A 21,458-nucleotide genomic window follows, 5' to 3' on the forward strand; every position below is an offset into this window, starting at 1 on the left:
AATGCCTCGGTTCAGCCAACGGATGCGCATTCTCGTCGTCATTGCTTTGATTGCCCTATCTGGGGCCGGTACCGCCGTGGCATCCGGCCATGGCAGTACCGTCTTCTCAAACATCGTCGAGGTTCCCGTTCCCGTTGGCCCCGGAGCGCAAGATCCTTCGCTTTTTGCGACTGACGCTGGCGAAATCCTGATGAGTTGGACGGAACCTTCCGAGGAAGGTCATGCCGTCCGCATAGCAAGCTGGATTGACCAGCAATGGACTGCGCCAATGACCGTGACGGCTTCGGACCAGCTCTTCGTGAACTGGGCCGATATCCCATCGGTCGCGGCGTTCCCGGACGGAACCCTAGCCGTACACTGGCTGCAAGATAATGGGCGCACGGCGTATGCCTATGACTTCACCGTGGCGCTTTCAGACGATGGGGGTGAGACGTGGGGCCATGCGCAAACGCCACATCGCGATGGGCGTTCCGTGCAGCACGGCTTTGCAACGCTGTTGCCTGTCGCCACTGATCAACTGATGGCCATCTGGCTGGACGGCCGCCAATATGGATTGGCCGATTTGGATAGTGAAAGCGGTGGCAATCCCAATGAGATGCAGCTGCGCGCAGCGATGGTTGGATCAAACGGAGTCATTGGCGAAGAAATGCTGATCGACGCCCGCGCTTGCACCTGTTGCCAAACTTCTGCTGCGGTAGCCGGTGACGGTTCTGTGTTGTTAGTTTATCGTGATCGCACGTCCGAGGAAATCCGCGATATCTCGATCGTGCGGTACATGGACGGCGAATGGTCAGCTCCCGTGAACGTCCATGACGATGGCTGGCAAATCTCTGGCTGCCCAGTGAATGGACCGGCCATTGACGCCGAGGGTGAGCGTGCAGTCGTGGCCTGGTTCACAGCGCCAGATGATATTCCGGCAATCTACGTGACGTTCTCTGAAGACGCAGGTGTCAGCTTTGGCGATGCATTTCCTATTGGTGGAGAGGATGTCGCTGGAAGGGTCGACGTGTTGATGCTGGATGACGGTGCGACGTTGGTGTCTTGGGTCGAATGGACGGATGAGGGCGAGGCGCTCATGGTTTGCTTGGCAGATAGCGGTCAAGGGTGCGGCGCAGCGCAACAGGTGCACTTAAACAGTACGACCGGATCCATCAATTTTCCGCGCATGGTTTCTGGTCCCTCTGGCGTTCATTTTGCATGGACGCAGCCCGGCGAACGCGGGGCGGATGGCCAGATGCACGCAGATACAATTAGGATGATGTTGGCACAGCGCTGACATTTTGCCTGCTTCTGCGGCATAATTCGGGGCAATCGTCCTGCGGCGATCGGGATAGATGTTCACTTGAATTAGAGCCTCCACGTTCTCTAGCAATTCTTACAAATATTTGAAGTATGTAACCTTTGTTACATGGGTTTCAGGGGGTATTTGGAAGGCAACGACCAGGCCTTTAAAACATACCGCAAGGAGCAATTCTCATGATCACGCGTCGCCATTTTATAAGCACCTCCGCCGCGGGCTTAGTCTTCGCGACGGCGTTTCCTGCCCTTGCACAGGATGCCGTCGAATTTGATGCGACCGTGACGCGCCCCGATGCCGATCCGATGGCCAATAACCCTTGGGGTTTGAACCCGCGCTACATGCCCACGCGCGTTCGGCACAATGCTGGATTGCAGGCCGGAAGCATCCATGTCGATCCAGTCGCAAAATACCTTTACCATATCGGAGATGACGGCATGGCAATGCGTTACGGCGTTACGGCGTTGCGGTTGGGCGATCTGGTCTTCAATCTCCGGGCACTTACACCATTCGCAGAAAGGTTGAATGGCCTAGCTGGACACCTACTGCCAACATGATCGCTCGGGAGCCTGAGGTTTATGGACCTTACGCCAGTGGCGTGCCCGGCGGCCCCGACAACCCTTTGGGTGCAAGAGCGCTCTATCTCTATGACGATGCCGGTCGAGACACATATCTGCGCATCCATGGAACGCCTCAACCTTGGACTATTGGGACGTCCGCATCCTCCGGGTGTGTCCGTCTGGTCAATGACCACGTCATGCGGCTTTACCTTGAGGTGCCTTTGGACACACCTGTCACGCTTCACTCGCCAGCCTAGCTTTGAAGTTGGCCTATGGACCATCCGGCTGATGCTTCAAGCTATATCGGCCTCGCCCTATGTGATCGATCCGCCCTTGCTGCACCAACGTGCGCAAGGCGCGGTACGTGGCCTCATGGGTCAGGGCGATCTTCGTGGAGCACTCCATGACGGTACCATCGAGTAGCCCTGCTACAAGGGCCGCGTAAACCCGTTCCGTCGCTGATCTGATGGACATGATCTCCAGCACACTCCGATACTGCTGCACCTGCTGCGAAATGTACTTGATGTAAACGTTTGCAAATTCTGGGTTGGACATGTGCTTGAGGATAACGGATTTCGGGATATGGACAATCTGACCAGACCCCTTGACCACCGCGTCGCAATGATACCGGTCGGCATAAAGCGATGCCTCTGCCAATGCTTGACCGGGCCCGGCACGGTGTAAGGTGATGCTCTCTCCATCTGGTCCCACTCGGACCAGATGAACAGTTGCGTCCACGCAGACGAAAATGCCGCGTGTTGTGTCGCCTTCTCGGAACAACACCTCCCCCGCAACAGCATTGAGCGGGTTCAGGTCAGTGTCTGGAAGCAGATGGAACGGAGATGTGAGCATGTGATCAGGATCATATCTAGCGGTCACGTGTTCGACTACTCATATCGAAAGAAAATTGGAGTTACCCTGATGATCCGTCCCCTTGCCGTCCTTCTTATGCTCGCCGCCACGCCGAGTACGGCCCAACACGCTCATTCTGCCATGGGTACAGCCGATGCGGGTCCCTCGGAAACAGGACAATCCGCCTTTGCAGCTATAGCGGAGATCGTAGCCTTGCTACGATCTGATGACGTTACTGATTGGGAGGCTGTGGATATTCCTGCCCTGCAACAACACTTGATCGATATGGACTTGCTGACCACGCAAGCAGTCTCTTTCGCAACCCCGACCTCCACTGGAGCCGTGTTTGAGGTGAGCGGGTCCGGCGAGGTGATTGATGCTCTGCTTCGTATGGTCCCGGCCCATGCTCCCTTCCTTGACGCGGAAGCTGGTTGGACCACAGAGGTCGCTGAAATGCCTGATGGTGTGGTGATGACCGTCACAGGGGATGCATCAATGATCCAAGGATTGGGTTTCCACGGATTGATGACTATCGGAGCCCATCACCAAGAACATCATCTGATGATTGCGACGGGGCAATCACCGCATCTTTGATGGGGATTAGTTCAAGTATCCAATTTGGCGGCATCATTGACTTGCCTGTTCGTTCTTAGCGTTAGCGAAAAGAGACGTGCCAATGCTGAGTCTTGTAGGTTGATTGCAGGCAGTAGGACGTGGGTCCAAAATGCTACCTGAACTTTCGCAAGCCTCGTTCGGCGATTGCCCATGAAGCAGCCATCTTAATCCATATTGCGGTCCGGGATGTTGAGGAAACCGCGACCATGTCGTTTCCTCTTCGAATAGGAGCCAAGATCAACCCTCCGCCGCATTCGTGCATTCTTGGAGAAGGCTCATCTTTAGATTGGAATTCCAAACGTTGCGCGTTTCCGAGACTGGTTCCCGTGCTCGGTTTCCGACTCCTTCCTCATAGAGAGTTAGAGGCCTGAGGTTGTTCCCATGACGGGTTTGGAGGTCGAGAGAGAGGCTCTTGACCGCCCGTCTCGGGAGAGTCCCAATGAGTATGGAAATTCTGGACGGCCATCGCGATCCAAGCGGCGGCTACAAGGTGGATGTGTCTCGCGGCGCGCATGTGGACCGCGTGTCGTCGGAGTGGTTTTCGCGGCCCGACGATGACCGGTATCTGTCACTGGATGCCCTCTTTGCGTCCGTTAAAGGCCGGGCCGAGCGGAGCCGGACGCGGACGGTGGAAAGCGCTACGATCCGGGTTGAGGCACATCGTGACAATCCGGAACGCTTGCAGTTGATGATGCCGGGCGCGGAAGGTCCTATCGCCCCGACGCATTGGAGCTTTGGCCAGTTGTCGAGCCTTATTGGCGCGCCCGCTGCGTATTTGCGTCAACTGCCGGCGCCGCTGGCAGGCATCAACCTGCAATACGGGCTGACCAACCACCGCGCGGAACAGATCAAGACGCTGGAAACCGAGGATGGTAGAACGGAACTGCGAGCTGTGACTGGGCCTGATTACGGGCGCATCTATGACCATGAGCTGGTCTCTGCTGTTCAAGGAATTGCGGGCAACGGGACCGGAGATACACGGTGGAAGGTCCCCGGCGTGCTCGATTGGTCGACTGGCATCTACAATCCGCGGGTCGATATCACCAAGGACACTACGACCCTCTATGCATCTGATCGCGACGTTTTCCTCTTTCTGGTGGATGACCTGAACCCGATTGAGGCGGGGACACTGCCCGATGGAACGCCGGATCTCTACTTTCGCGGGTTCTACTGCTGGAATTCAGAGGTCGGCGCAAAGACGCTTGGCATCGCCAGTTTCTACCTCCGCGCGGTTTGCCAGAACCGTAATCTCTGGGGAGTTGAGGACTTTCAGGAGATCAAAATCCGGCACTCGAAGTACGCAGCCAATCGGTTTGCCCACGAGGCCACCCCAGCGCTGGAGGCCTTTGCCAATTCGTCGCCCGCGCCGTTTATCGATGGCATCCGCGCCGCGCGCGAGAAGATCGTGGCGCGGACGGACGAAGATCGGTCGGATTTTCTGCGTAAGCGCGGATTCTCGAAGGCCGCTGCTACGACGATCATCGACGCCGTGCTGAACGAAGAAGGCAGGCCACCTGAGAGTGTCTACGATTTCGTGCAAGGCGTCACTGCGGTCGCGCGTAACAGGCCGCAGCAGGACGCACGGTTGGAGATGGAAACCCGCGCGAAAAAGCTTCTGGAAAGCGCTGCCTGAAACCTGACGCGCCCAGAGAGATCCGGTTCACCCCTTTCTCAGAGGAAGAGGTGGGCCGGGTTTTCGTGACGGGTTTGGAGGTCGAGAGAGGTTCCCGACCGGCCCGTCGCGGAGACCCCCGATGACCAAGCAACAGAAAATCACCCTCAGCGCCTCGCGCGACATTCCCTTCAACAAGCTTCTGCTCAGTCAGTCCAACGTCCGGCACATCAAGGCCGGCGTTTCGATTGAGGAACTGGCCGAGGACATTGCCCGGCGCACCCTTCTGGCCAGCCTTACGGTGCGGCCCGTGTTGGACGAAAACGGCACCGAGACTGGCATGTTCGAAATTCCCGCAGGCGGGCGGCGTTTTCGAGCGCTGGAACTGCTCGTCAAACAAAAGCGCCTCAACCGCACAGCACCCGTTCCCTGCATCATCCGCACAAATGGTCTGGCAGAGGAAGACAGCCTGGCCGAGAATATTCAGCGCGCGCCGCTGCATCCGCTGGATCAGTTTCGCGCCTTTCAAGCGATGCGCGAGAAGGGCACGAGCGAGGAGGAGATTGCGGCAGCCTTCTTCGTCTCCGCCAGCATCGTGAAGCAGCGGCTCAAGCTTGCCGCCGTCGCTGCTACGTTGCTGGATGCCTATGCCGAGGAAGAAATGACGCTCGACCAACTTATGGCGTTCACGGTCAATCCCGATCATGAGCGGCAAGAGCAGGTTTGGGAGGCGTTGCAGCGGCACTATTCCAAGCAGCCTTATGAAATCCGCCGCATGCTGACTGAGGGCGCGGTGCGCGCCTCAGACCGCCGGGCGCAATATGTCGGGCTGGGCGCTTATGTCGACGCAGGCGGTGCGATCCTGCGGGATCTGTTCCAGACCGATGACGGTGGCTGGCTACAGGATGCCGGGCTGCTTGATCTGATGGTCACTGAGAAACTGCGGGAAGACGCAGAGGGCGTTCAGGCGGAAGGGTGGCATTGGGTCGAAGTGGATACTGACTTTCCATATGGCCACACCTTTGGCATGCACCGCATTCCCGGCGAGGCAGAGCCCATGAGTGACGAGCAGGCCGCGACCTACCAAGCGCTTAGAGCGGAGTACGATGCGCTCGAAGCAGAGCATGCGGATGCGGAGGAGTTGCCTGACGACGTTGATGTGCGTCTTGGCGAGATCGAAACGACAATGGAGGCGCTGCAGGAACGCCCAATCCGTTTCGAAGACGAGGATTTTGCGCTGGCTGGTGCATTTGTCAGCATCGACAGCTCAGGCCGACTTCGCGTCGAGCGCGGGTACGTGAGGCCAGAGGACGAAGCCGATAATGGGCCAGAAGAGCCGGTTGATACGGCTGCTGCGGATCCTGCTGAGACGAACGAGGGAGATGAGGCAGAAGTTGGGAGCGTTGAGGAGGAGGACGACGACGAGTTGAAACCTCTCTCGGACCGGCTCTTGACGGAGCTCACAGCGCATCGAACGCTCGCTTTGCGAGATGCCCTTGCGCAGGATCCGCAGATCGCCTTGCTTGCCGCCCTTCACGCCATGACGCTTCGGCTCTTTTACCGTCATGGAGGTGACAGCTGTGTCGAAGTTGAACTGCGCCATACAAGTTTTGTAGGGCAGGTGCCTGGTTTGGGGGATATGCCCTATGCGCAGGCGATTGAGCAGAGACACGAAACCTGGGTTCGTACACTGCCCAAAGCATCGGAAGATCTGTGGGACATCCTGACGGAGTTCGACAGATGCAGCCGAGAGGCCTTGTTCGCGCATTGTATCTCTCTGGGGGTGAACGCAACGCATGACCCCTACTACCGTCGTCCAAATGCGATGGCACACGCGGATGTTTTGGCCGGGACGGTCGACCTCGACATGGCGAAGGCCGGTTGGGGGGTGTCCGCTGACACCTACCTCGGCCGTGTTACGAAGGCCCGTATTCTGAAGACTGTTCGGGACGCAAAAGGCGACGATGCCGCCGCGCGGCTCGTGGGGCTCAAGAAGCCGGAGATGGTGGCTGCGGCAGAAGAGCTTCTCGCTGGAAGCCGCTGGCTGCCGGAGGTGCTGCGTACGAACCCATTGCCACAGGTTGAAGACCCGCAGATCGAATTGATCGACGACGCGGACAGCACAACCCTAGAAGCAGTCGAGCAATCGGCGGCTGATGGCGGCGAACAGGTTGTGGGGGATTTAGGCCCGGCACGCGAAGATGAGCCTGTTTCCGGTGAGGCGAACACACAGACCGCTGCCGAGTAACGCATCCGGGCATTCGGGTATGAACCGTCCCCCCCAGGCCACCCGACACGGCCGGACACCTTGGGCCCATCGGAAACGGTGGGCCCCTTTTTTGTCGGTGCTGACGAAAGGAGTTGTCCATGGAACACCCCGCCAAGGTTATCGCGCGGACACTGGCCGCCGATGCGGACGCTGTATGCCGCCACTACCTCTCCAATGGGCGCCAGCAGGGCCGATATTGGATCGTTGGCAATGTGGAGAATGCGCCCGGTCGCAGTCTTTATGTCCGTCTAACCGGGCCGATGTCGGGCCCCGGCGCTGCGGGAAAGTGGTCTGACGCCGCCACGGGCGAACATGGCGACCTACTCGATCTGATCGCCGCCACGATGAGGATCAGCACTTTGACTGACACTCTCGAAGAGGCGCGTCGCTTCTTGGTTCTTCCTCAACCCGCGCCCCGACTGAAGTCATATGCCCCCGCTGGACGAGGCTCGCCAAAGGCCGCCCGGCGTCTTTGGGCAATGGGGCGGCCCCTCGCAGGCACAATAGCCGAACGTTATTTGATCAATCGTGGGCTTTCAGATGTAGCGCATCACAAGGCGCTGCGGTTTCATCCGGATTGCTATTATTGGCGGGAGGGCCATTCACCGCTGGAGCAGCCAGAGACATGGCCCGCGCTTCTTGCGCAGGTGACGGATCTGAACGGCCGGCAGACTGGTTTGCAACGTACATGGTTTGACTCTGCGACAGCACAGAAAGCGCCTGTTGAGCCCTGTCGCAAGGCGATGGGATGCCTATTGGGAAACGGGGTCTGGTTGGGGAATCCTGATGACGTCACGGCAGCGGGTGAAGGTCTGGAAACGATGCTTTCGTTGCGAATAGCGTTGCCAGCGCTGCCCGCCGTTGCGGCGCTCTCCGCAAATCACCTTTCCGCGCTACGCCTTCCGGAAACCACGCGCCGTCTTTACGTTGCGGTCGACAACGATCCTGCGGGTCGCTCTGCGGCAAAAGCACTTGCGGAACGTGCGATGAATAAGAGCATTGAAGTTGTTCGGCTGGTCCCCCGGCTTGGTGACTTCAACGACGATCTGCGTGCTTTTGGGCTCAATGAGCTGCGCGTCCATCTGCGCCCGCAACTGGCGCCCGGGGATGCGGGCCTGGCGTTACCCGATTAAGCGCCGCGCCTGCAGGCCTTCCGAGAGCAGGCGAGGCGGAGCAGAGGCCGGGCGAACCCGCAACGGCAAGCCGTCCTCCGCTGCGCTCCGGTTCCACCCCATCGCGCAGGCGCGAAGGGGACCCCTGAGAATGCAGGCGCGACCAGCCCCTGCTTTCCCGTCGCCCGGGAAGGCCGCGACAGGCGCGGCCCTCGAAAACTGGAGCCACCTTATGTCCCACATTTATCCTCAAACCCAATCCTCGACCGCTGTCGTTCTAGAGGAACTGCAACTCTACGGTTGGCACGCCTTCAGCGATCAACCTGACCCGCGACCGCTGCCAGAAGCTGACGCCTTACGCACGGCTGTCATTGACATCTTCGACGCACTCGTCGTCACTCTGTCGGACACTCGACTTGAGCCCGACCTTGACGACTTGCTCTGGGCCACTACCAACCTTTTCCACCGCAAAGCCACACGGGTTGATCGTGATCTGGATGCCAACGAACAGGCGCAGAAACGGGCGCAGCGCGAACAAGACGGGTCGGAAGTTCGCTCGGTTGAACTGGAGACATTGATCGCCGAAGGCCTTACGCTTCTAGAACGACGCAACACGTATGAAGCTATGCGCGGTCTCGCCGCAGATCTATTCGAAACCCATCTTGGCCAGACATGGCATCCGCGCACTGGCAGCCATGTGAACCATCGCGCCATGACCGCATCGTTGATCGACAGCCGCGACCATATCGCTGCAAAGCGCGGAGCCGATCTTGAACCGCTGTTGCCAGTTGGTCCAAAAATCGCCTTTTCCGGTGGGCTCGATTCTGTTGATCACACCGCGATCTGGGATGCGCTTGATCGTGTCCATGCCAAACATGATGGCATGGTACTTTTGCACGGAGGTGCTCCGCGAGGAGCCGAGCGTATCGCGAGTGCTTGGGCCGATAAACGCGGCTGTCCGCAGATCGTATTCAAGCCCAACTGGTCGCGTCACGGAAAAGCGGCTCCGTTCAAGCGCAACGATACGTTGATTGAGGCTCTGCCCATAGGCCTCGTGGTCTTTCCGGGGTCAGGCATCACCGACAACCTCGCCGACAAGGCCCGTTCAATGGGGATCCCACTGTTCGATTTTCGTCCGAAGCTCGCCCCCTCCGCCTAATCGGAAATCCGCTAATGCCCATCCCGGCCTCTCCCGGGGGGGGCGATTTCTGCTATAATGGATTTGCGCTGTTGGAGGTGGTGGAGGCGCAGTCCCTTCAAAAGGAGCACACCATGATCATGTTAGTTTTGCTTGCCGTATTCGGCCTTGTTTCAATCTGCTGGGCGATGTTCAACCTGGCCGTCTATGCCGTCCCATTTTGGATCGGATTGGCATCGGGCGTCTATCTTTATGATTCCGGGCAAGGTCTTTTGGTCTCACTTGCGGCCGGGTTGTTTCTTGGTACCGCGACGGTGGTCGTGGGTGAAATCGTGTTCGTCAGCATCCGATCGACGTTGATCCGTGGTCTATTCGGCCTGCTTTACGCGGTGCCAGCTGGGGTTGCAGGTTTCCACGCGGCGAAGGGTCTTTCCGACTTGGGCGGTGCGGGTGAAACGACTGCCACTGTCCTATCATGGATCGGAGCGGCGCTTGTTGGGGTAACTGCTTGGGTCCGCATTGTGGGATGGTTCGAGGGGAGGGCCCTTGAGCCTCAATCGCGGTCGGGCGTTTAGGCGGCGGGTAATTGGCTGGCATCATGCCCTCGGATTGTTCAGTTTGCGGGGTAGTCGTTGTGATCGCGGTCCTAGAAGTATGCGGTTCAGCCTGAGGCATGGCACGGCGACACTGTGGAGCTCACGGGTTGCAGCGCCAACAGGCCTGCCCACTTATGCTCAGAGCCGGGGCGTGTCATAAGCTGATGTGTCCATCGAAGCGGGCACCTGCACCGAATGCACGCCATTGCCTGCCTTTCTACGACGTGCGCTGCAGGGGCCTTGCCGGGTCCAGCGAGAACCTGTCAGCACTTCTCCCATGACTTGTGCCGCGCGTCCTAAACGGACCTCTCAACGGGCTGATCTGATCGGGATCGGCTGACGCCTCGACCGCCTAAGCCGCAACGGAGCGCCCAGACTTTCTTCCCCCGGCGGGTACACCCACCATTCCTCGCGGAACAAGAAAGTCTGTGCGCGCCGTCCTTCGCTGGCGCTGCGGGCCAAATGGCTGCGTCGGCGGATCGTCCCGGTCCCGAAGATCGCCATCGAGGTCGCGATAGGCGCGGGCTCGGACAACTCAAAAGGAGAGCTGACATGGCTACCATCGGAACCTTCAAGAAGACCGGCAGCGAATTCGTCGGAGAAATCGTAACCCTCAGCGTGCAAGCGAAAGGGGTCCGCGTTGTCCCCGAGGACAGCACCGCAAATGGCAACGCCCCTTCCCACCGCGTCTTCGTTGGCCGCGCAGAAATCGGTGCCGCATGGTCCAAGCGCTCTACGGAGGGCCGCGACTACCTGAGCCTCAAGCTCGACGACCCAAGCTTCACCGCGCCGATCTACGCCAACCTCTTCGACGACACGATCATCGAAGGCGATGAAGAGACCTACAGCCTCATCTGGTCGCGCCCCAGCAGCCGCCGCAACGGCGACTGAAGGCAATGTGCCTTGCCCCGAACACTTCGGAGCAAGGCACGCACTGGTAGGAAACAGCCCCTTGAGAGCGGTTGGTTTTCGCCGAAAAGCTGCCTTGACCAACGAACCAATTGAAAAAACAGAAGCGTAGAATAGCGTAGGAATGGGAAGGGTAGCCCTATGAGGCTATCCAATGCACTTCGCAACGCCGATTGACCATCTTGAACCCTACCTAATGACGCAGGATGCTTCTGCGCTTTGGGATCGGTTGCATGTTGATTTAGAGAACGCGGGGTTTCTGCGGATTTTCTATGCGGCGTCGCGCCGACGCCAGGCGAACACCCAACAATCTCAACACGATACCATTGTGAAGTCGAGCTACGGCGACGAGTTCGACGAGTTCTTTGTCAACGGTGCGGCATTTGAATCTGACGTAAATACTGAATGGGCGTTGAATAGTCAGGGCGCAGTCAGCTGGGATTTGACGCGCCGATTGAAGTCGGAAGGCAAGCTCTCTCCTCGTCAGGTTGCAATTCACGAACGCTGTCTCGATCTTGGCCTGGTGAACGGATACACCATCAGCCTTCGCAACTATGGTTCAGGCTTGATCACCGGTTTTGGCCTAAGCGCTGACGATATTGCACAACAGGAACAAGTCGACCGGATTTGGGTAGAGAACCGAAAGCTGTTGTTTTGCGTTTTGAGCGCGTTCGATCTTTCGACCAGGCTGCTCCCGCAAGTTCCTGACGGTGAGGAGCTGACGGAACGCCAGCGGGAAGTTCTCGCCTGGGTTGGCGATGGCAAAACCATCGATGATATTTCTGAAATAATGGGGCTGCATCGCAGCACAATCGTCAAGCACATGAGAGAAGCGAGGGAGCGGCTGAGGGTTGCAAATACGCTCCAAGCTGTCATGCGCGCGACCTTGCAGGGGCAGATTTACAGATGACCAAACCAATCAAAACCTTCTCAGTTTGCCTGCTGGCTGCGGCCGTCGGACTAAGCGTTCTGGGCCTTTCTTCGGTGTCGCGAGCTGATCAATCAACGGATCAGCGTCATCGTGATCTCACCCGCGTTCTTTCCGAAATCGTCCATCGTGCGCACAGTCAGGCGCAACTGGGGCACGTCATTCGGCCCGAGTTTTCCAACCCAACAATCTCGCTTTCAGCTCCTGACCTGCATGATGGTTGGATCCCATCCTGCGCCACAGAGGTCGAAGCGACACCCTCCGACCCGTCTCGAAATCTGCAAAGTCTTGTGTTGGTCCCGCGCGACCGAGTTGCAAACGACGGGTCGAGTTTTGAGGCCTTTTCCTTCATAGTAAACGACTTCGCTCTGACCGATGCGGACATGGTCCCGCCATATCCCAATTGGCTCACCGAAGAGGTGGGAGGGTATGCCTCGCTTGATCGGGACATGGAGACCCTGTTTGGCAACCTGACAATCACCGTCCAAACGACAGCCTGCGACGGCTTTTCGTTCTATTCGATTTCGGGGGAGCGGCCATGACAACTTGGGAAATGCGACTGAACGTTTACAACAACAGCTTACCCGGCCACGCCAATATTTCGTTCTATGAAGACGGCGAGCACCAGTACACGATTGGTGCGAACATTCTGCACGAGACGACGAAGCTTGCGTTTCCGCAGACGCTACCATTCATGCCGGACGACGGAATCTATAGAGATGAGAGCGCATATCACCTTGCAGAGTTGGTTGCTGACACGGTTGTTTGGGCATCGGTGCCATTGCCGGAGGTGACCTATGATCACCTGCTGAACGAGGCGCGTGCTTTAGAGAACGAGACCTATAACTACAGCCTTTTGACCGAAGCTTGTGTCGATTTGGCTGCAGAATTTTACGCGCAAACTGGCCATCCTGGCGAGATCGGGGACCTATTTGCTGCGGAAGATCGACACGGATCTCTTTCTTGGTTCCGTATCCCGGTTTCAGATAGCCCTGAGCTTGACCTTTGGCCGGAAGACGTACCGTTCTACGTCCCGTCAGAGATCATATATGTGCATAAACTTGAGGTAAGCGACCCTACAGATTCCGGCCAGTTGCCGTCGGCGGATGAACAAATGGCTCCCCAGAAGGAATGGGTATTGCCGGACAGTGAACTGATCGACGCGCCAAAACCAGACGCCGACCGTGAGGACGTGTTTGTCGCGGACGGGTCGCTCAAAGATGAAGAGAACGACGGCGTTCTGGTTACTTTAGGCCCTACAGAGCAAAAGCCAGACCCTTTGCAGCCTGAACTTGAACACAGTGATCCCCCTTCAGCGATGGATACAAAGGACGATCCGTTTCAATTCGACATGAAAGAAGACCACTTTGAATTCGAAGCGTTTGACGGGATCGAAACTAAACCTGAGCCAAATGAGTATGAAAGCCAGCCGACCGTCGTGGAACACAAATCTCCTCCGCCGCCCGCCGTGGTAGAGACACCAAAGTTTGAACCGGAACCTACCTTCGTTGATCCAGATTACTACGGCTACTTCTAAGCGAAGGCCGTTCCTATTCCGGCTCCATCGGCGACGTCTCTCCCGTTAACAACTCGCTTGATTTGACCCCTAAAGCGGCCGCAAGCTTGTCAAGAACATCGAGGCTCGCGGAATACCGCGATCGCTCGAGCGCACTTATGTATGTGCGGTCAAGCTCAGCGAGATGAGCCAGATCTTCTTGCGAAAAACTGCGCTCACCCCGAAATTTCTTCAGATTAACTGCAAGGATACGTCTGCTGTCCATGCGCGGAACTCATCCGCGTTGCAGAGTATTTAACCACGGAGTATACTCTACATGTCTCCATGGGATGCCCCTATGGGGTCGATTGGAGGGCTTCGCTTTGTCTATCAATTGCGATGGCATTGCTGAATTTACGGGTGCGGACCAACTGGACCGCGAAATGATGAAGACGTTTCTTCGACTTCTGGACGCCTATCACGAGCAGGCCAGCTGGAAAGAAGCTGCGGAAATCGTTCTGGATCTTGACGTCGAGAGCGATCCACAAGGTTCGCGTGCTTTATTCGACAAGACCCTAAAAAGGGCTCTCTGGCTGCGGGACAGAGGGTATCTCGGCCTTGTCAGATCGACCCCGTCCTAACATCAAAAGTGCCTGTCAGGTGTCATATCTGACACTCGGCATCGACGGTCGGGCACTCCAAAACCAACGCCAGATGTGATTTCTTGCGGGGGAAGGTCGATGGCCCGAGATTGGCGGAACGAAGCCGACTACACCTACATCGAAACGCTCGATGTCTCTGGATTGGCCTGGGAGTGTCTGCGCCGAAACCCAGAATACTGCGCGCAATACCCCCTGATGCGGGATGGCTTGTCGTCTCCCGCAGCCTGGGGGTTGCGATTTCCCGGTTGATCCAGACCTTGAATCGCCCGAGGCATCTGTATTCTGGCTACCGCAAGTAGCGCCTGCAGCGGTCTGCTATCTTGCTGAAGTTCCGGGCGAAACTATCCCAACGCTGAACCTCGAAAACGTTGCTTTGGACGCTGTGCGTATCGATGAGACTGTCGCCGTTCTCCGGATCAAATCAGGCCCATCCCTTGTCCTTGATGTCAAAAATCTAAGGTGCGTCTTAGGCATTCTGCTGCCTCTGGATGAGCATTGGAGCACACGCGTCGTCGCCGCGCGGCGTTTGCGGGAGCACCTTCTCGGACGCAGCCACACGAAAGATCGACTGACCCGGCAGCAGCGGGCCCGCATCCTGTCGGCATGCCGATTGCTGGATGCGCGGGCGGTGGAGGCCAGCTATCGGACAATTGCCCAACATGTCTTCGGGCCATCCCGGGTCGACCAAGAGCCCTGGAGAACGAGCTCGATCAAAGCGCAAATCGCCCGCCTCGCAGCTCACGCAACGCATCTGACCGAACGCGGGTACCGCTCCCTTCTTCTCGGTCAAAGCCCGACCACCGGTCAGTATTGAGCACTCCGAAAAACCAAGTCACGGCCAACAAGTTTGCCCATCCCACTCGAGCCTAATGGCAAGCGGCGGGGTGATGAAATCCCCGAGCCATCTTCGTCATCCCCCTCAAGGTCAATTCTTCGCTTTGATGACCTCCGACAGTTCGCGGCGCGCCGCTGCGGCGCATACCAACCGGAGATGCCCAATGCCCGATCCAAATTTAGGCCTACCGCCCCGCTACCTCAGAACCCCGGAAGCCGCGCGCTTGCTCGGCCTCTCTGGACGCACACTGGAAAAACACCGCACCTATGGGACCGGGCCTCGCTACTCCAAGATCGGCGGGCGCGTCGTCTATGCGGTCGATGATTTGCAGGCTTGGGTCACCCGGGGCGAGAAAACCTCGACCTCTGACGAGACCGGGGACTGTGTGCTTCCTGCCAAACGCCATGCCGCGATCTCGCCCGCCTATCTGCGTCGGGACCGCTGAGACAATGCGCACAACGGTCGATCTCACTTGGATTGAGGGGCGCGTCGAGCGCTGGATCCGCTTCGGGCGCGTTGCAGAGGAAACCATTCTGACGCGCGCGGACAAGCGGGTGGCCTTCGAGCCGGGCGCAATCTTCGCACTCGTGCGCTGGTCGTCGAATGAGTACGGCACGGTAGAAAGTCGGCTCGACATTCTTCGCGCCGTCAAGGCAGGCCAACGCTGTTCAACCGTTCCATATGTCTCGCCAGGTGCAGGCGTCCTTTTGCGTCTGTCCGGCTGGCCGAAGGTCGAGGCGGCACTGGTCGCGGTCGACATCGTGGAGAGCTACGGCATCGCGCCGGAGGATGTATGTCCCAACCATTGGCAGCACGTTCACAACCGTCTGACCGCGGGATATGAGCCCCGGCCTTACACACCGGCTCGGCATGCCGCTTGGCTCAAACGTCGCGCGGTGACGCCATGACCATCGCAACTCCTCCCCTCATCGCGGTCTGTCTTTCTGTCGGTCTGATCACGGCTTCAGAGTTGGACCGGACACCCCTTTTCGTGTGGAACCAGTCCGAAAGCGTGCCTGTCGGCCTTTATGTCCTGCGTCCATGGAACGCGCCAATGCTTGGCGATCTCGCAGCCATTCAACTGCCTTCGGACTTGTCCGATTGGACGATCGAGCGCGGCTACCTGGGCGCGGACACCCTTCTTCTCAAGCGCGTCGCGGCGACCTCCGGCATGTCGGTCTGTCGCGACGGCCTTTCCGTGTCGGTGAACAGCACCATTGTCGCGATGGCTGCAGTAGTGGACCGAAACGGACGCCCCCTTCCGAGTTGGATGGGGTGCGTCACGCTCGGCAAAGACGAGGTTTTCCTCCTCAATGCAGATGTCGATGACAGCCTCGACGGACGGTACTTTGGCACGATCAACGCAAGCCAGATTGTCGGCCAAGCGCTCCCTCTCTGGACGCGCGGAGAGTGATCACATGACCCGTTTCTCGTCCCCAACCAGCTTTTCTCGCTCCGCTTTTGCCGCGACTCTCGTGTTAACCATGTGCGAGCCGCCCACGTTGGCGCCATCGGTTGCGATGGCACAAGATCGCACGCTTGCTGCAGCCGGAGAACAGTCGTTTGACGCCCACATCGCAGCAGCCGCGCAAAGGTTTGGCGTTCCAGCCGCGTGGATCAGCGCTGTGATCGAGGTCGAAAGTGCGGGCGATCCGCGCGCTGTCAGCAGTGCCGGCGCCATAGGTCTGATGCAGATCATGCCCGCCACTTGGGCCGACTTGCGCCGAGCTCACGGCTTCGGAGATGACCCTTTCGATCCCCGCGACAACATCCTCGCCGGAACGGCTTATCTGCGCGCTATGTATGATCGTTTTGGGTCACCGGGCTTTCTTGCGGCCTACAATGCGGGACCTGCGCGATACGAAGAATACCTCACTTCAGGACGCCCGCTGCCCGCTGAAACGCGCACCTACCTTGCCATTCTGGTGCCGATCATTGGTGCGCAGCGTGATGGTTCTCTTGCTGATGAACTGTCACTGCGACCGCACGATTGGCGTGAGGCACCGCTGTTTACCGCACCTCCGGTTGCCCGCATGGACCAGGGTGAAACCAGCCCCCAATCCGGTGATCACGAGGTTCCGCACGGTTTGTTTGTGCCTACCAGCGAGATGGAATTGCCATGAACACCGAATTCGCACCATGGCGCAGCCTGTCTTGCTCTGTCGAGGAATTGTGCCTGAGTGGACCGACGCATGAAAACTCAACGAAAGAGTTGCGAGATAAAAGGACTGGCACCGTGGCCAGGCATGCGGTTGTTTTTTTGGCCATATTACCGTGCCAGGTCGGGACCGACCGTGCCGACTTTTTCGGGAAGCATCTGATAGAAATAGATTTTTACGGTGCTTACTCCTTTTGGCAAGGATCAAAGCCATGAGCCGGGACGACGACGTCCGACTGCGCCCAGGTCGCATCCGAAACGGCAGCCCCCCTGCACGCCGGGCGACCCGCTTCGTCGGCGAAGTGATGCGCGCGGCCCGGAAGACTGGCCATACGGGCAAGCGCTTCGGCGGATCGAGCAGCGGCCGTTCGATCGGAGGCCGGGGACGATTTGCCCGAACCGCCAAAGGGTTCTCGCGTGACTCCCGTCGCGTCATCATCAAGGCCCGCGTAGTTCGGCACAGCGGGGCCCGATATCGGTCTGTTCCGCTTTCCCAACACATCGGGTATCTGCGGCGCGACGGGGTCGGCCAGGATGGGCAACGCGCCGATCTCTTTGGCCACGACAGCGACAGGCTTGAAGGTCGTGCTTTCACTGAGACCTGGGAGGAGGATCGGCACCACTTCCGCTTCATCGTGTCGCCCGAGGATGCCCATCAACTCGAAGACCTGCGCGCCTTCTCCCGTGACCTGATGGCCCGCGCCGAGCGCGACCTCGGCACGAAGCTCGACTGGGTGGCGGTCGATCACTGGAACACCGACAACCCGCATGTCCACATCCTCGTGCGCGGCAAGGCAGACGATGGCCGCGATTTGGTCATCTCGCGGGACTACATCTCCCACGGTCTACGCGCTCGCGCCGAAGATCTTGTGCAGCTCGAACTCGGTCCCCGAAGTGCGCGCGAGATCACCAGCGACTTGGAGCGCCAAGTCACCACTGAGCGCTGGACCGACCTTGATCGAGGCCTGCGTGCACTAGCTGACGATCATGCAGGCATTGTCGATCTGCGCCGGGGCACGCCAGAGCCCCGCGACCCGGAGCTGCGCCGCCTGATGATCGGGCGCGCGCAAAAGCTGCAGCGGTTGGGATTAGCGACCCCCGTCCTCCCAGCCGTTTGGGAGTTGAAGCCGGGGGCAGAAAATACACTGCGCGATCTTGGCCTGCGCGGCGACATCATCAAGACGATGCATCGCGCACTGGCAATTGGCCCGGACCGTGCGGACTTCGACTTCGCTATCGAAGGCACACCCTCGACCCCAATTCTCGGACGGCTCGTTGAGCGCGGCCTACAGGATGAACATCACGGCACGGGTTATGCAATCATCGACGGGGTTGATGGACGTGTTCATCACTTGCGGTTTCCAGATATCGCCGCGACCGGCGACACTGCCCCCGATGGCATTGTCGAGACGCGCCTGTGGACGCCGAAAGCGGGCGGTCGGGCGCGGCTGGCACTGGTCGGTCGCTCCGATCTGGATCTGTCCAATCAGATCGGGGCCAAAGGCGCGACCTGGCTCGATCGGTTGCAACTGGCTCGTGATCGCGTACAGCTCAGTGGATCAGGGTTTGGGGCTGAGGTGCGGACGGCCATGGCCTGCCGCGCAAACCATCTCGTGGACATGGGGCTGGCGCAACGGCAGGGCCAGCGGGTGAACTTCTCCCGCGACCTCCTCTCCACGCTGCGGGCTCGCGAACTGGACGCGCAGGCAGCAAAGCTCGCAACGAAGACGGGCCTGATGCGCTACCGCCACCACGAGGGCGACGCTGTCGAAGGGACCTACCGCCAACGCCTCAACCTCGCCTCAGGCCGCTTCGCCATGATCGACGACGGGTTGGGGTTCTCCTTGGTGCCCTGGACACCGCAATTGGACCGCCAGCTCGGACGTTCCGTCTCCGGGATGGTCCGATCAGGCGGCGGCATCGACTGGACCCTCGGCCGCAGTCGCGGCCTCAGCCGTTGATTGAAAGGAACTCCCATGCGCCGCACTGATACTTCGCCTGCCACCGCAATCCTCTGGGGCCAACTCGTGATTGTCAGTCTCGTCGTCCTCGCGTTCCTTTGGGCTTCGACACAATGGGTCGCTTTCCGCCTCGGACATCAAGCGGCACTCGGCCCGCCATTGACCGATCTCTTCGGTTGGCCCGTCTACCGACCTTGGGACTTCTTCTTCTGGTGGTATTGGTACGACGCCTACGCGCCCCGCGTTTTCGTCGAGGGTGCCGCGATTGCGGGTGGAGGTGGGATCGCCGCGATCGCCGTCGCAATCCTCATGTCGGTGCTACGTGCCCGCGAGGCGAGCGATGTCAGCACCTACGGCTCGGCTCGATGGGCAACGGCTACGGATGCGGATGTGGCGGGACTGCTCAGGGAAGACGGAGTGGTCCTCGGTCGGCTGAACCGTCGCTATCTGCGCCACGATGGTCCAGAACACGTGCTCTGTTTTGCACCCACCCGGTCCGGCAAGGGCGTGGGGCTTGTCATTCCCAGCCTGCTGACCTGGCCCGGGTCTGCCATCGTCCATGACATCAAGGGTGAAAACTGGCAGCTCACTGCTGGCTGGCGCGCGCGCATCGGGCCGGTGCTGCGCTTTGATCCAACGGACACGAGTAGCGCCGCTTACAATCCTCTCTTGGAGGTTCGGCGCGGCGTCCGTGAAGTGCGCGATGTCCAGAACATCGCCGACATCCTCGTCGATCCCGATGGGCACCTCGACCGGCGCAGCCATTGGGAGAAGACCAGCCATTCCCTACTGGTCGGCGCGATCCTGCATGTCCTCTATGCCGGCGAAGACAAGACACTGGCCGGGGTCGCCACCTTCCTCTCCGATCCAAGGCGCAGCATCAACGCGACGCTGAACGCAATGCTCAATACGCCGCATCTGGGGGATCGGCCGCATCCGGTCGTGGCGCAGGCCGCCCGCGAGCTTCTGAACAAATCCCCGAACGAGTGTTCTGGCGTTCTTTCAACCGCGATGTCGTTCCTAGGCCTCTATCGTGACCCGGTGGTTGCCAATGTCACATCGCGCTGCGATTGGCGGATTGCCGATCTGGTCTCCGGTGAACGCCCGGTGACGCTGTATATAGTGGTGCCACCGTCCGACATCTCGCGCACGAAACCACTGGTCCGACTAATCCTGAACCAGATCGGCCGACGATTGACCGAAGAGCTTGAAGCGACCACGCAGCACCACCGGCTCCTGTTCATGCTCGACGAGTTCCCGGCCTTGGGCCGCCTCGACTTTTTTGAGACGCAACTGGCGTTCATGGCGGGCTACGGTCTGAAAGCGTTCCTGATCGCGCAGTCGCTGAACCAGATCGAGAAGGCCTACGGACAGAACAACGCGATCCTCGACAATTGCCACGTTCGCGTCGCCTTCGCGACAAATGACGAGCGGACCGCGAAGCGATTATCCGATGCTCTCGGAACCACGACCGAATTGCGTGCCATGAAGAACTACGCAGGCCACCGGCTGTCGCCTTGGCTCGGACATCTGATGGTCTCGCGGCAAGAGACAGCACGTGCGCTATTGACCCCCGGCGAGATCATGCAACTGCCGCCCGACGATCAGATTGTCTTGGTGTCCGGCGCCGCGCCGATCCGCGCACGAAAGGTGAAATACTATGCCGACGCCCAACTCAAGACGCGCGTGATTGGACCGCCGACTTGCAGTGCGCGGTCCCCACTCAAATCGGAATTGGACGATTGGAGCGGGATGGCACCAATAGCCTCCCCTGCCAAAGACCCCGATGCCGCAAGTGCCAAAGACGAAGAAGGCGGCATTGATCGAGCGCATGAGTTGTCTGAAAAAGAGAAGAACGCGCCAGTCCGCTCTCCGCGCGAGGCGGAATTCGAGGGCTTGGATGACACTCAAGACAAGACAGCTTCCGCCCAGACAGTTCTCGAGCGCGAACGTTCAGCGGCGCGGATGGCCGCAATGGACCGGAGTGGCGACATGGGCTTGTCGGATTAGAACCGATGGCAAAGGTCCGCCTCAATGTTTACTTCGATCCCGCCCTCTTCGACCGGCTTGAGGCCGCAGCAGCCAGCAGGCGCGTCCCAAAGACACACATCGTCGAGGCGGCGCTGGCTTCCTTCCTGACGCCCGATGAGGCAGATCAGCGCGAGGCAGCCCTCGTTCGCCGCCTAGATCGAATGACGAGGGCAATCGAACGGTTCGAGCGCGATCAGGAAATCGCGGGCGAGGCGCTGGCGCTCTTCATCCGCTTTTGGCTGTCCGCCATACCTCCCGTCCAGGACGACCTTCGAGAGGCTGCAATGGCCCAAGGAAAGGAGCGCTACGCCGGGTTTGTGGAGACCCTTGCAAGAAGGTTGGCAAAAGGGTCAACGTTGGCAAAAGAACTGAGCCGCGACATCAAAGGGGATGAGGCCGATACGGGGGGCAAAATCTGAGGAGGCGCG

At 59.1% G+C, this 21,458-nt stretch carries 22 protein-coding genes and 2 pseudogenes; 22 read left to right on the forward strand and 2 right to left on the reverse strand.

Annotated features, from left to right (window positions below):
- Position 1 precedes the first annotated feature (1 nt).
- The 3 genes and pseudogenes from AADW23_RS07110 to AADW23_RS07120 form a co-directional block, all read left to right on the forward strand.
- Complete coding sequence (locus AADW23_RS07110; RefSeq protein WP_341863819.1) at positions 2-1,276, forward strand: exo-alpha-sialidase; 1,275 nt, start codon at positions 2-4, stop codon at positions 1,274-1,276.
- Positions 1,277-1,476: 200 nt separating this feature from the next.
- A complete protein-coding gene (locus AADW23_RS07115; protein WP_341863820.1) occupies positions 1,477-1,854 on the forward strand; it encodes a hypothetical protein in 378 nt (125 codons plus the stop codon).
- Positions 1,794-2,114: pseudogene (locus AADW23_RS07120) on the forward strand (L,D-transpeptidase); the annotation flags it as partial. The gene AADW23_RS07115 and the pseudogene AADW23_RS07120, both read left to right, overlap by 61 nt.
- Positions 2,115-2,127: 13 nt before the next feature.
- Here AADW23_RS07120 and AADW23_RS07125 read toward each other — a convergent pair.
- Positions 2,128-2,709 (reverse strand): Crp/Fnr family transcriptional regulator, encoded by a 582-nt coding sequence (locus AADW23_RS07125; protein WP_341863821.1) that lies wholly within the window; start codon positions 2,707-2,709, stop codon positions 2,128-2,130.
- 69 nt (positions 2,710-2,778) lie between these two features.
- Here AADW23_RS07125 and AADW23_RS07130 point away from each other — a divergent pair, with 69 nt between their 5' ends.
- The 10 genes from AADW23_RS07130 (at position 2,779) to AADW23_RS07175 (ending at position 13,425) form a co-directional block, all read left to right on the forward strand.
- Entirely contained in the window at positions 2,779-3,303 is a 525-nt protein-coding gene (locus tag AADW23_RS07130) for a hypothetical protein (RefSeq protein WP_341863822.1), read from the forward strand.
- Between the two features lie 460 nt (positions 3,304-3,763).
- Positions 3,764-4,957 (forward strand): DUF932 domain-containing protein, encoded by a 1,194-nt coding sequence (locus AADW23_RS07135; protein WP_341863823.1) that lies wholly within the window; start codon positions 3,764-3,766, stop codon positions 4,955-4,957.
- Positions 4,958-5,078: 121 nt separating this feature from the next.
- Complete coding sequence (locus AADW23_RS07140) at positions 5,079-7,184, forward strand: ParB/RepB/Spo0J family partition protein (RefSeq protein ID WP_341863824.1); 2,106 nt, start codon at positions 5,079-5,081, stop codon at positions 7,182-7,184.
- 119 nt (positions 7,185-7,303) lie between these two features.
- Positions 7,304-8,338, forward strand: coding sequence for a toprim domain-containing protein (locus AADW23_RS07145; protein ID WP_341863825.1), 1,035 nt, complete (start codon positions 7,304-7,306; stop codon positions 8,336-8,338).
- 211 nt (positions 8,339-8,549) lie between these two features.
- Positions 8,550-9,476 carry a DUF2493 domain-containing protein gene (locus AADW23_RS07150; RefSeq protein ID WP_341863826.1) on the forward strand — a complete coding sequence of 309 codons (927 nt, stop codon included), beginning with the start codon at positions 8,550-8,552 and terminating at the stop codon, positions 9,474-9,476.
- A 113-nt stretch (positions 9,477-9,589) separates the two neighbouring features.
- Positions 9,590-10,030 (forward strand): hypothetical protein, encoded by a 441-nt coding sequence (locus AADW23_RS07155; RefSeq protein WP_341863827.1) that lies wholly within the window; start codon positions 9,590-9,592, stop codon positions 10,028-10,030.
- Between the two features lie 573 nt (positions 10,031-10,603).
- Positions 10,604-10,942, forward strand: a complete 339-nt coding sequence (locus AADW23_RS07160) for a DUF736 domain-containing protein (RefSeq protein ID WP_341863828.1) — start codon at positions 10,604-10,606, stop codon at positions 10,940-10,942.
- 172 nt (positions 10,943-11,114) lie between these two features.
- Positions 11,115-11,870, forward strand: a complete 756-nt coding sequence (locus tag AADW23_RS07165; protein WP_341863829.1) for an autoinducer binding domain-containing protein — start codon at positions 11,115-11,117, stop codon at positions 11,868-11,870.
- Positions 11,867-12,430: a hypothetical protein gene (locus AADW23_RS07170; RefSeq protein WP_341863830.1), complete on the forward strand. Its 564-nt coding sequence runs from the start codon at positions 11,867-11,869 to the stop codon at positions 12,428-12,430. The genes AADW23_RS07165 and AADW23_RS07170 overlap by 4 nt, the downstream gene beginning before the upstream one ends.
- The gene (locus tag AADW23_RS07175) at positions 12,427-13,425 is read left to right on the forward strand and encodes a hypothetical protein (RefSeq protein WP_341863831.1); all 999 of its coding nucleotides are present in this window, start codon (positions 12,427-12,429) and stop codon (positions 13,423-13,425) included. The genes AADW23_RS07170 and AADW23_RS07175 overlap by 4 nt, the downstream gene beginning before the upstream one ends.
- A 13-nt stretch (positions 13,426-13,438) precedes the next feature.
- Here the strand turns inward: AADW23_RS07175 and AADW23_RS07180 are convergent, their stop codons facing one another.
- Positions 13,439-13,669: a helix-turn-helix transcriptional regulator gene (locus AADW23_RS07180; RefSeq protein WP_341863832.1), complete on the reverse strand. Its 231-nt coding sequence runs from the start codon at positions 13,667-13,669 to the stop codon at positions 13,439-13,441.
- 82 nt (positions 13,670-13,751) lie between these two features.
- On the opposite strand from AADW23_RS07180, the gene AADW23_RS07185 reads away from it, so the two are divergent.
- The 9 genes and pseudogenes from AADW23_RS07185 (at position 13,752) to AADW23_RS07225 (ending at position 21,449) form a co-directional block, all read left to right on the forward strand.
- Positions 13,752-14,024 carry a DUF2285 domain-containing protein gene (locus AADW23_RS07185; protein ID WP_341863833.1) on the forward strand — a complete coding sequence of 91 codons (273 nt, stop codon included), beginning with the start codon at positions 13,752-13,754 and terminating at the stop codon, positions 14,022-14,024.
- Between the two features lie 99 nt (positions 14,025-14,123).
- A complete protein-coding gene (locus AADW23_RS07190; protein WP_341863834.1) occupies positions 14,124-14,294 on the forward strand; it encodes a DUF6499 domain-containing protein in 171 nt (56 codons plus the stop codon).
- A 749-nt stretch (positions 14,295-15,043) separates the two neighbouring features.
- Positions 15,044-15,325, forward strand: a complete 282-nt coding sequence (locus AADW23_RS07195) for a helix-turn-helix domain-containing protein (RefSeq protein ID WP_341863835.1) — start codon at positions 15,044-15,046, stop codon at positions 15,323-15,325.
- 4 nt (positions 15,326-15,329) lie between these two features.
- Positions 15,330-15,788, forward strand: coding sequence for a DUF2840 domain-containing protein (locus tag AADW23_RS07200; RefSeq protein ID WP_341863836.1), 459 nt, complete (start codon positions 15,330-15,332; stop codon positions 15,786-15,788).
- Positions 15,785-16,294 (forward strand): S26 family signal peptidase, encoded by a 510-nt coding sequence (locus tag AADW23_RS07205; RefSeq protein WP_341863837.1) that lies wholly within the window; start codon positions 15,785-15,787, stop codon positions 16,292-16,294. The genes AADW23_RS07200 and AADW23_RS07205 overlap by 4 nt, the downstream gene beginning before the upstream one ends.
- A gap of 154 nt (positions 16,295-16,448) precedes the next feature.
- A pseudogene (locus tag AADW23_RS07210) lies at positions 16,449-17,003 on the forward strand (lytic transglycosylase domain-containing protein); the annotation flags it as partial.
- Between the two features lie 247 nt (positions 17,004-17,250).
- A complete protein-coding gene (locus AADW23_RS07215; RefSeq protein WP_341863838.1) occupies positions 17,251-18,999 on the forward strand; it encodes a DUF3363 domain-containing protein in 1,749 nt (582 codons plus the stop codon).
- Between the two features lie 15 nt (positions 19,000-19,014).
- Positions 19,015-21,009, forward strand: a complete 1,995-nt coding sequence (locus AADW23_RS07220; protein WP_341863839.1) for a conjugal transfer protein TraG — start codon at positions 19,015-19,017, stop codon at positions 21,007-21,009.
- A 5-nt stretch (positions 21,010-21,014) separates the two neighbouring features.
- On the forward strand, positions 21,015-21,449 hold the full coding sequence (locus AADW23_RS07225; RefSeq protein WP_341863840.1) for a CopG family transcriptional regulator: 435 nt from the start codon (positions 21,015-21,017) through the stop codon (positions 21,447-21,449).
- Positions 21,450-21,458 lie beyond the last annotated feature (9 nt).

Origin of the sequence: Gymnodinialimonas sp. 57CJ19 (genome assembly GCF_038396845.1) — a bacterium.
Lineage (GTDB): Bacteria > Pseudomonadota > Alphaproteobacteria > Rhodobacterales > Rhodobacteraceae > Gymnodinialimonas.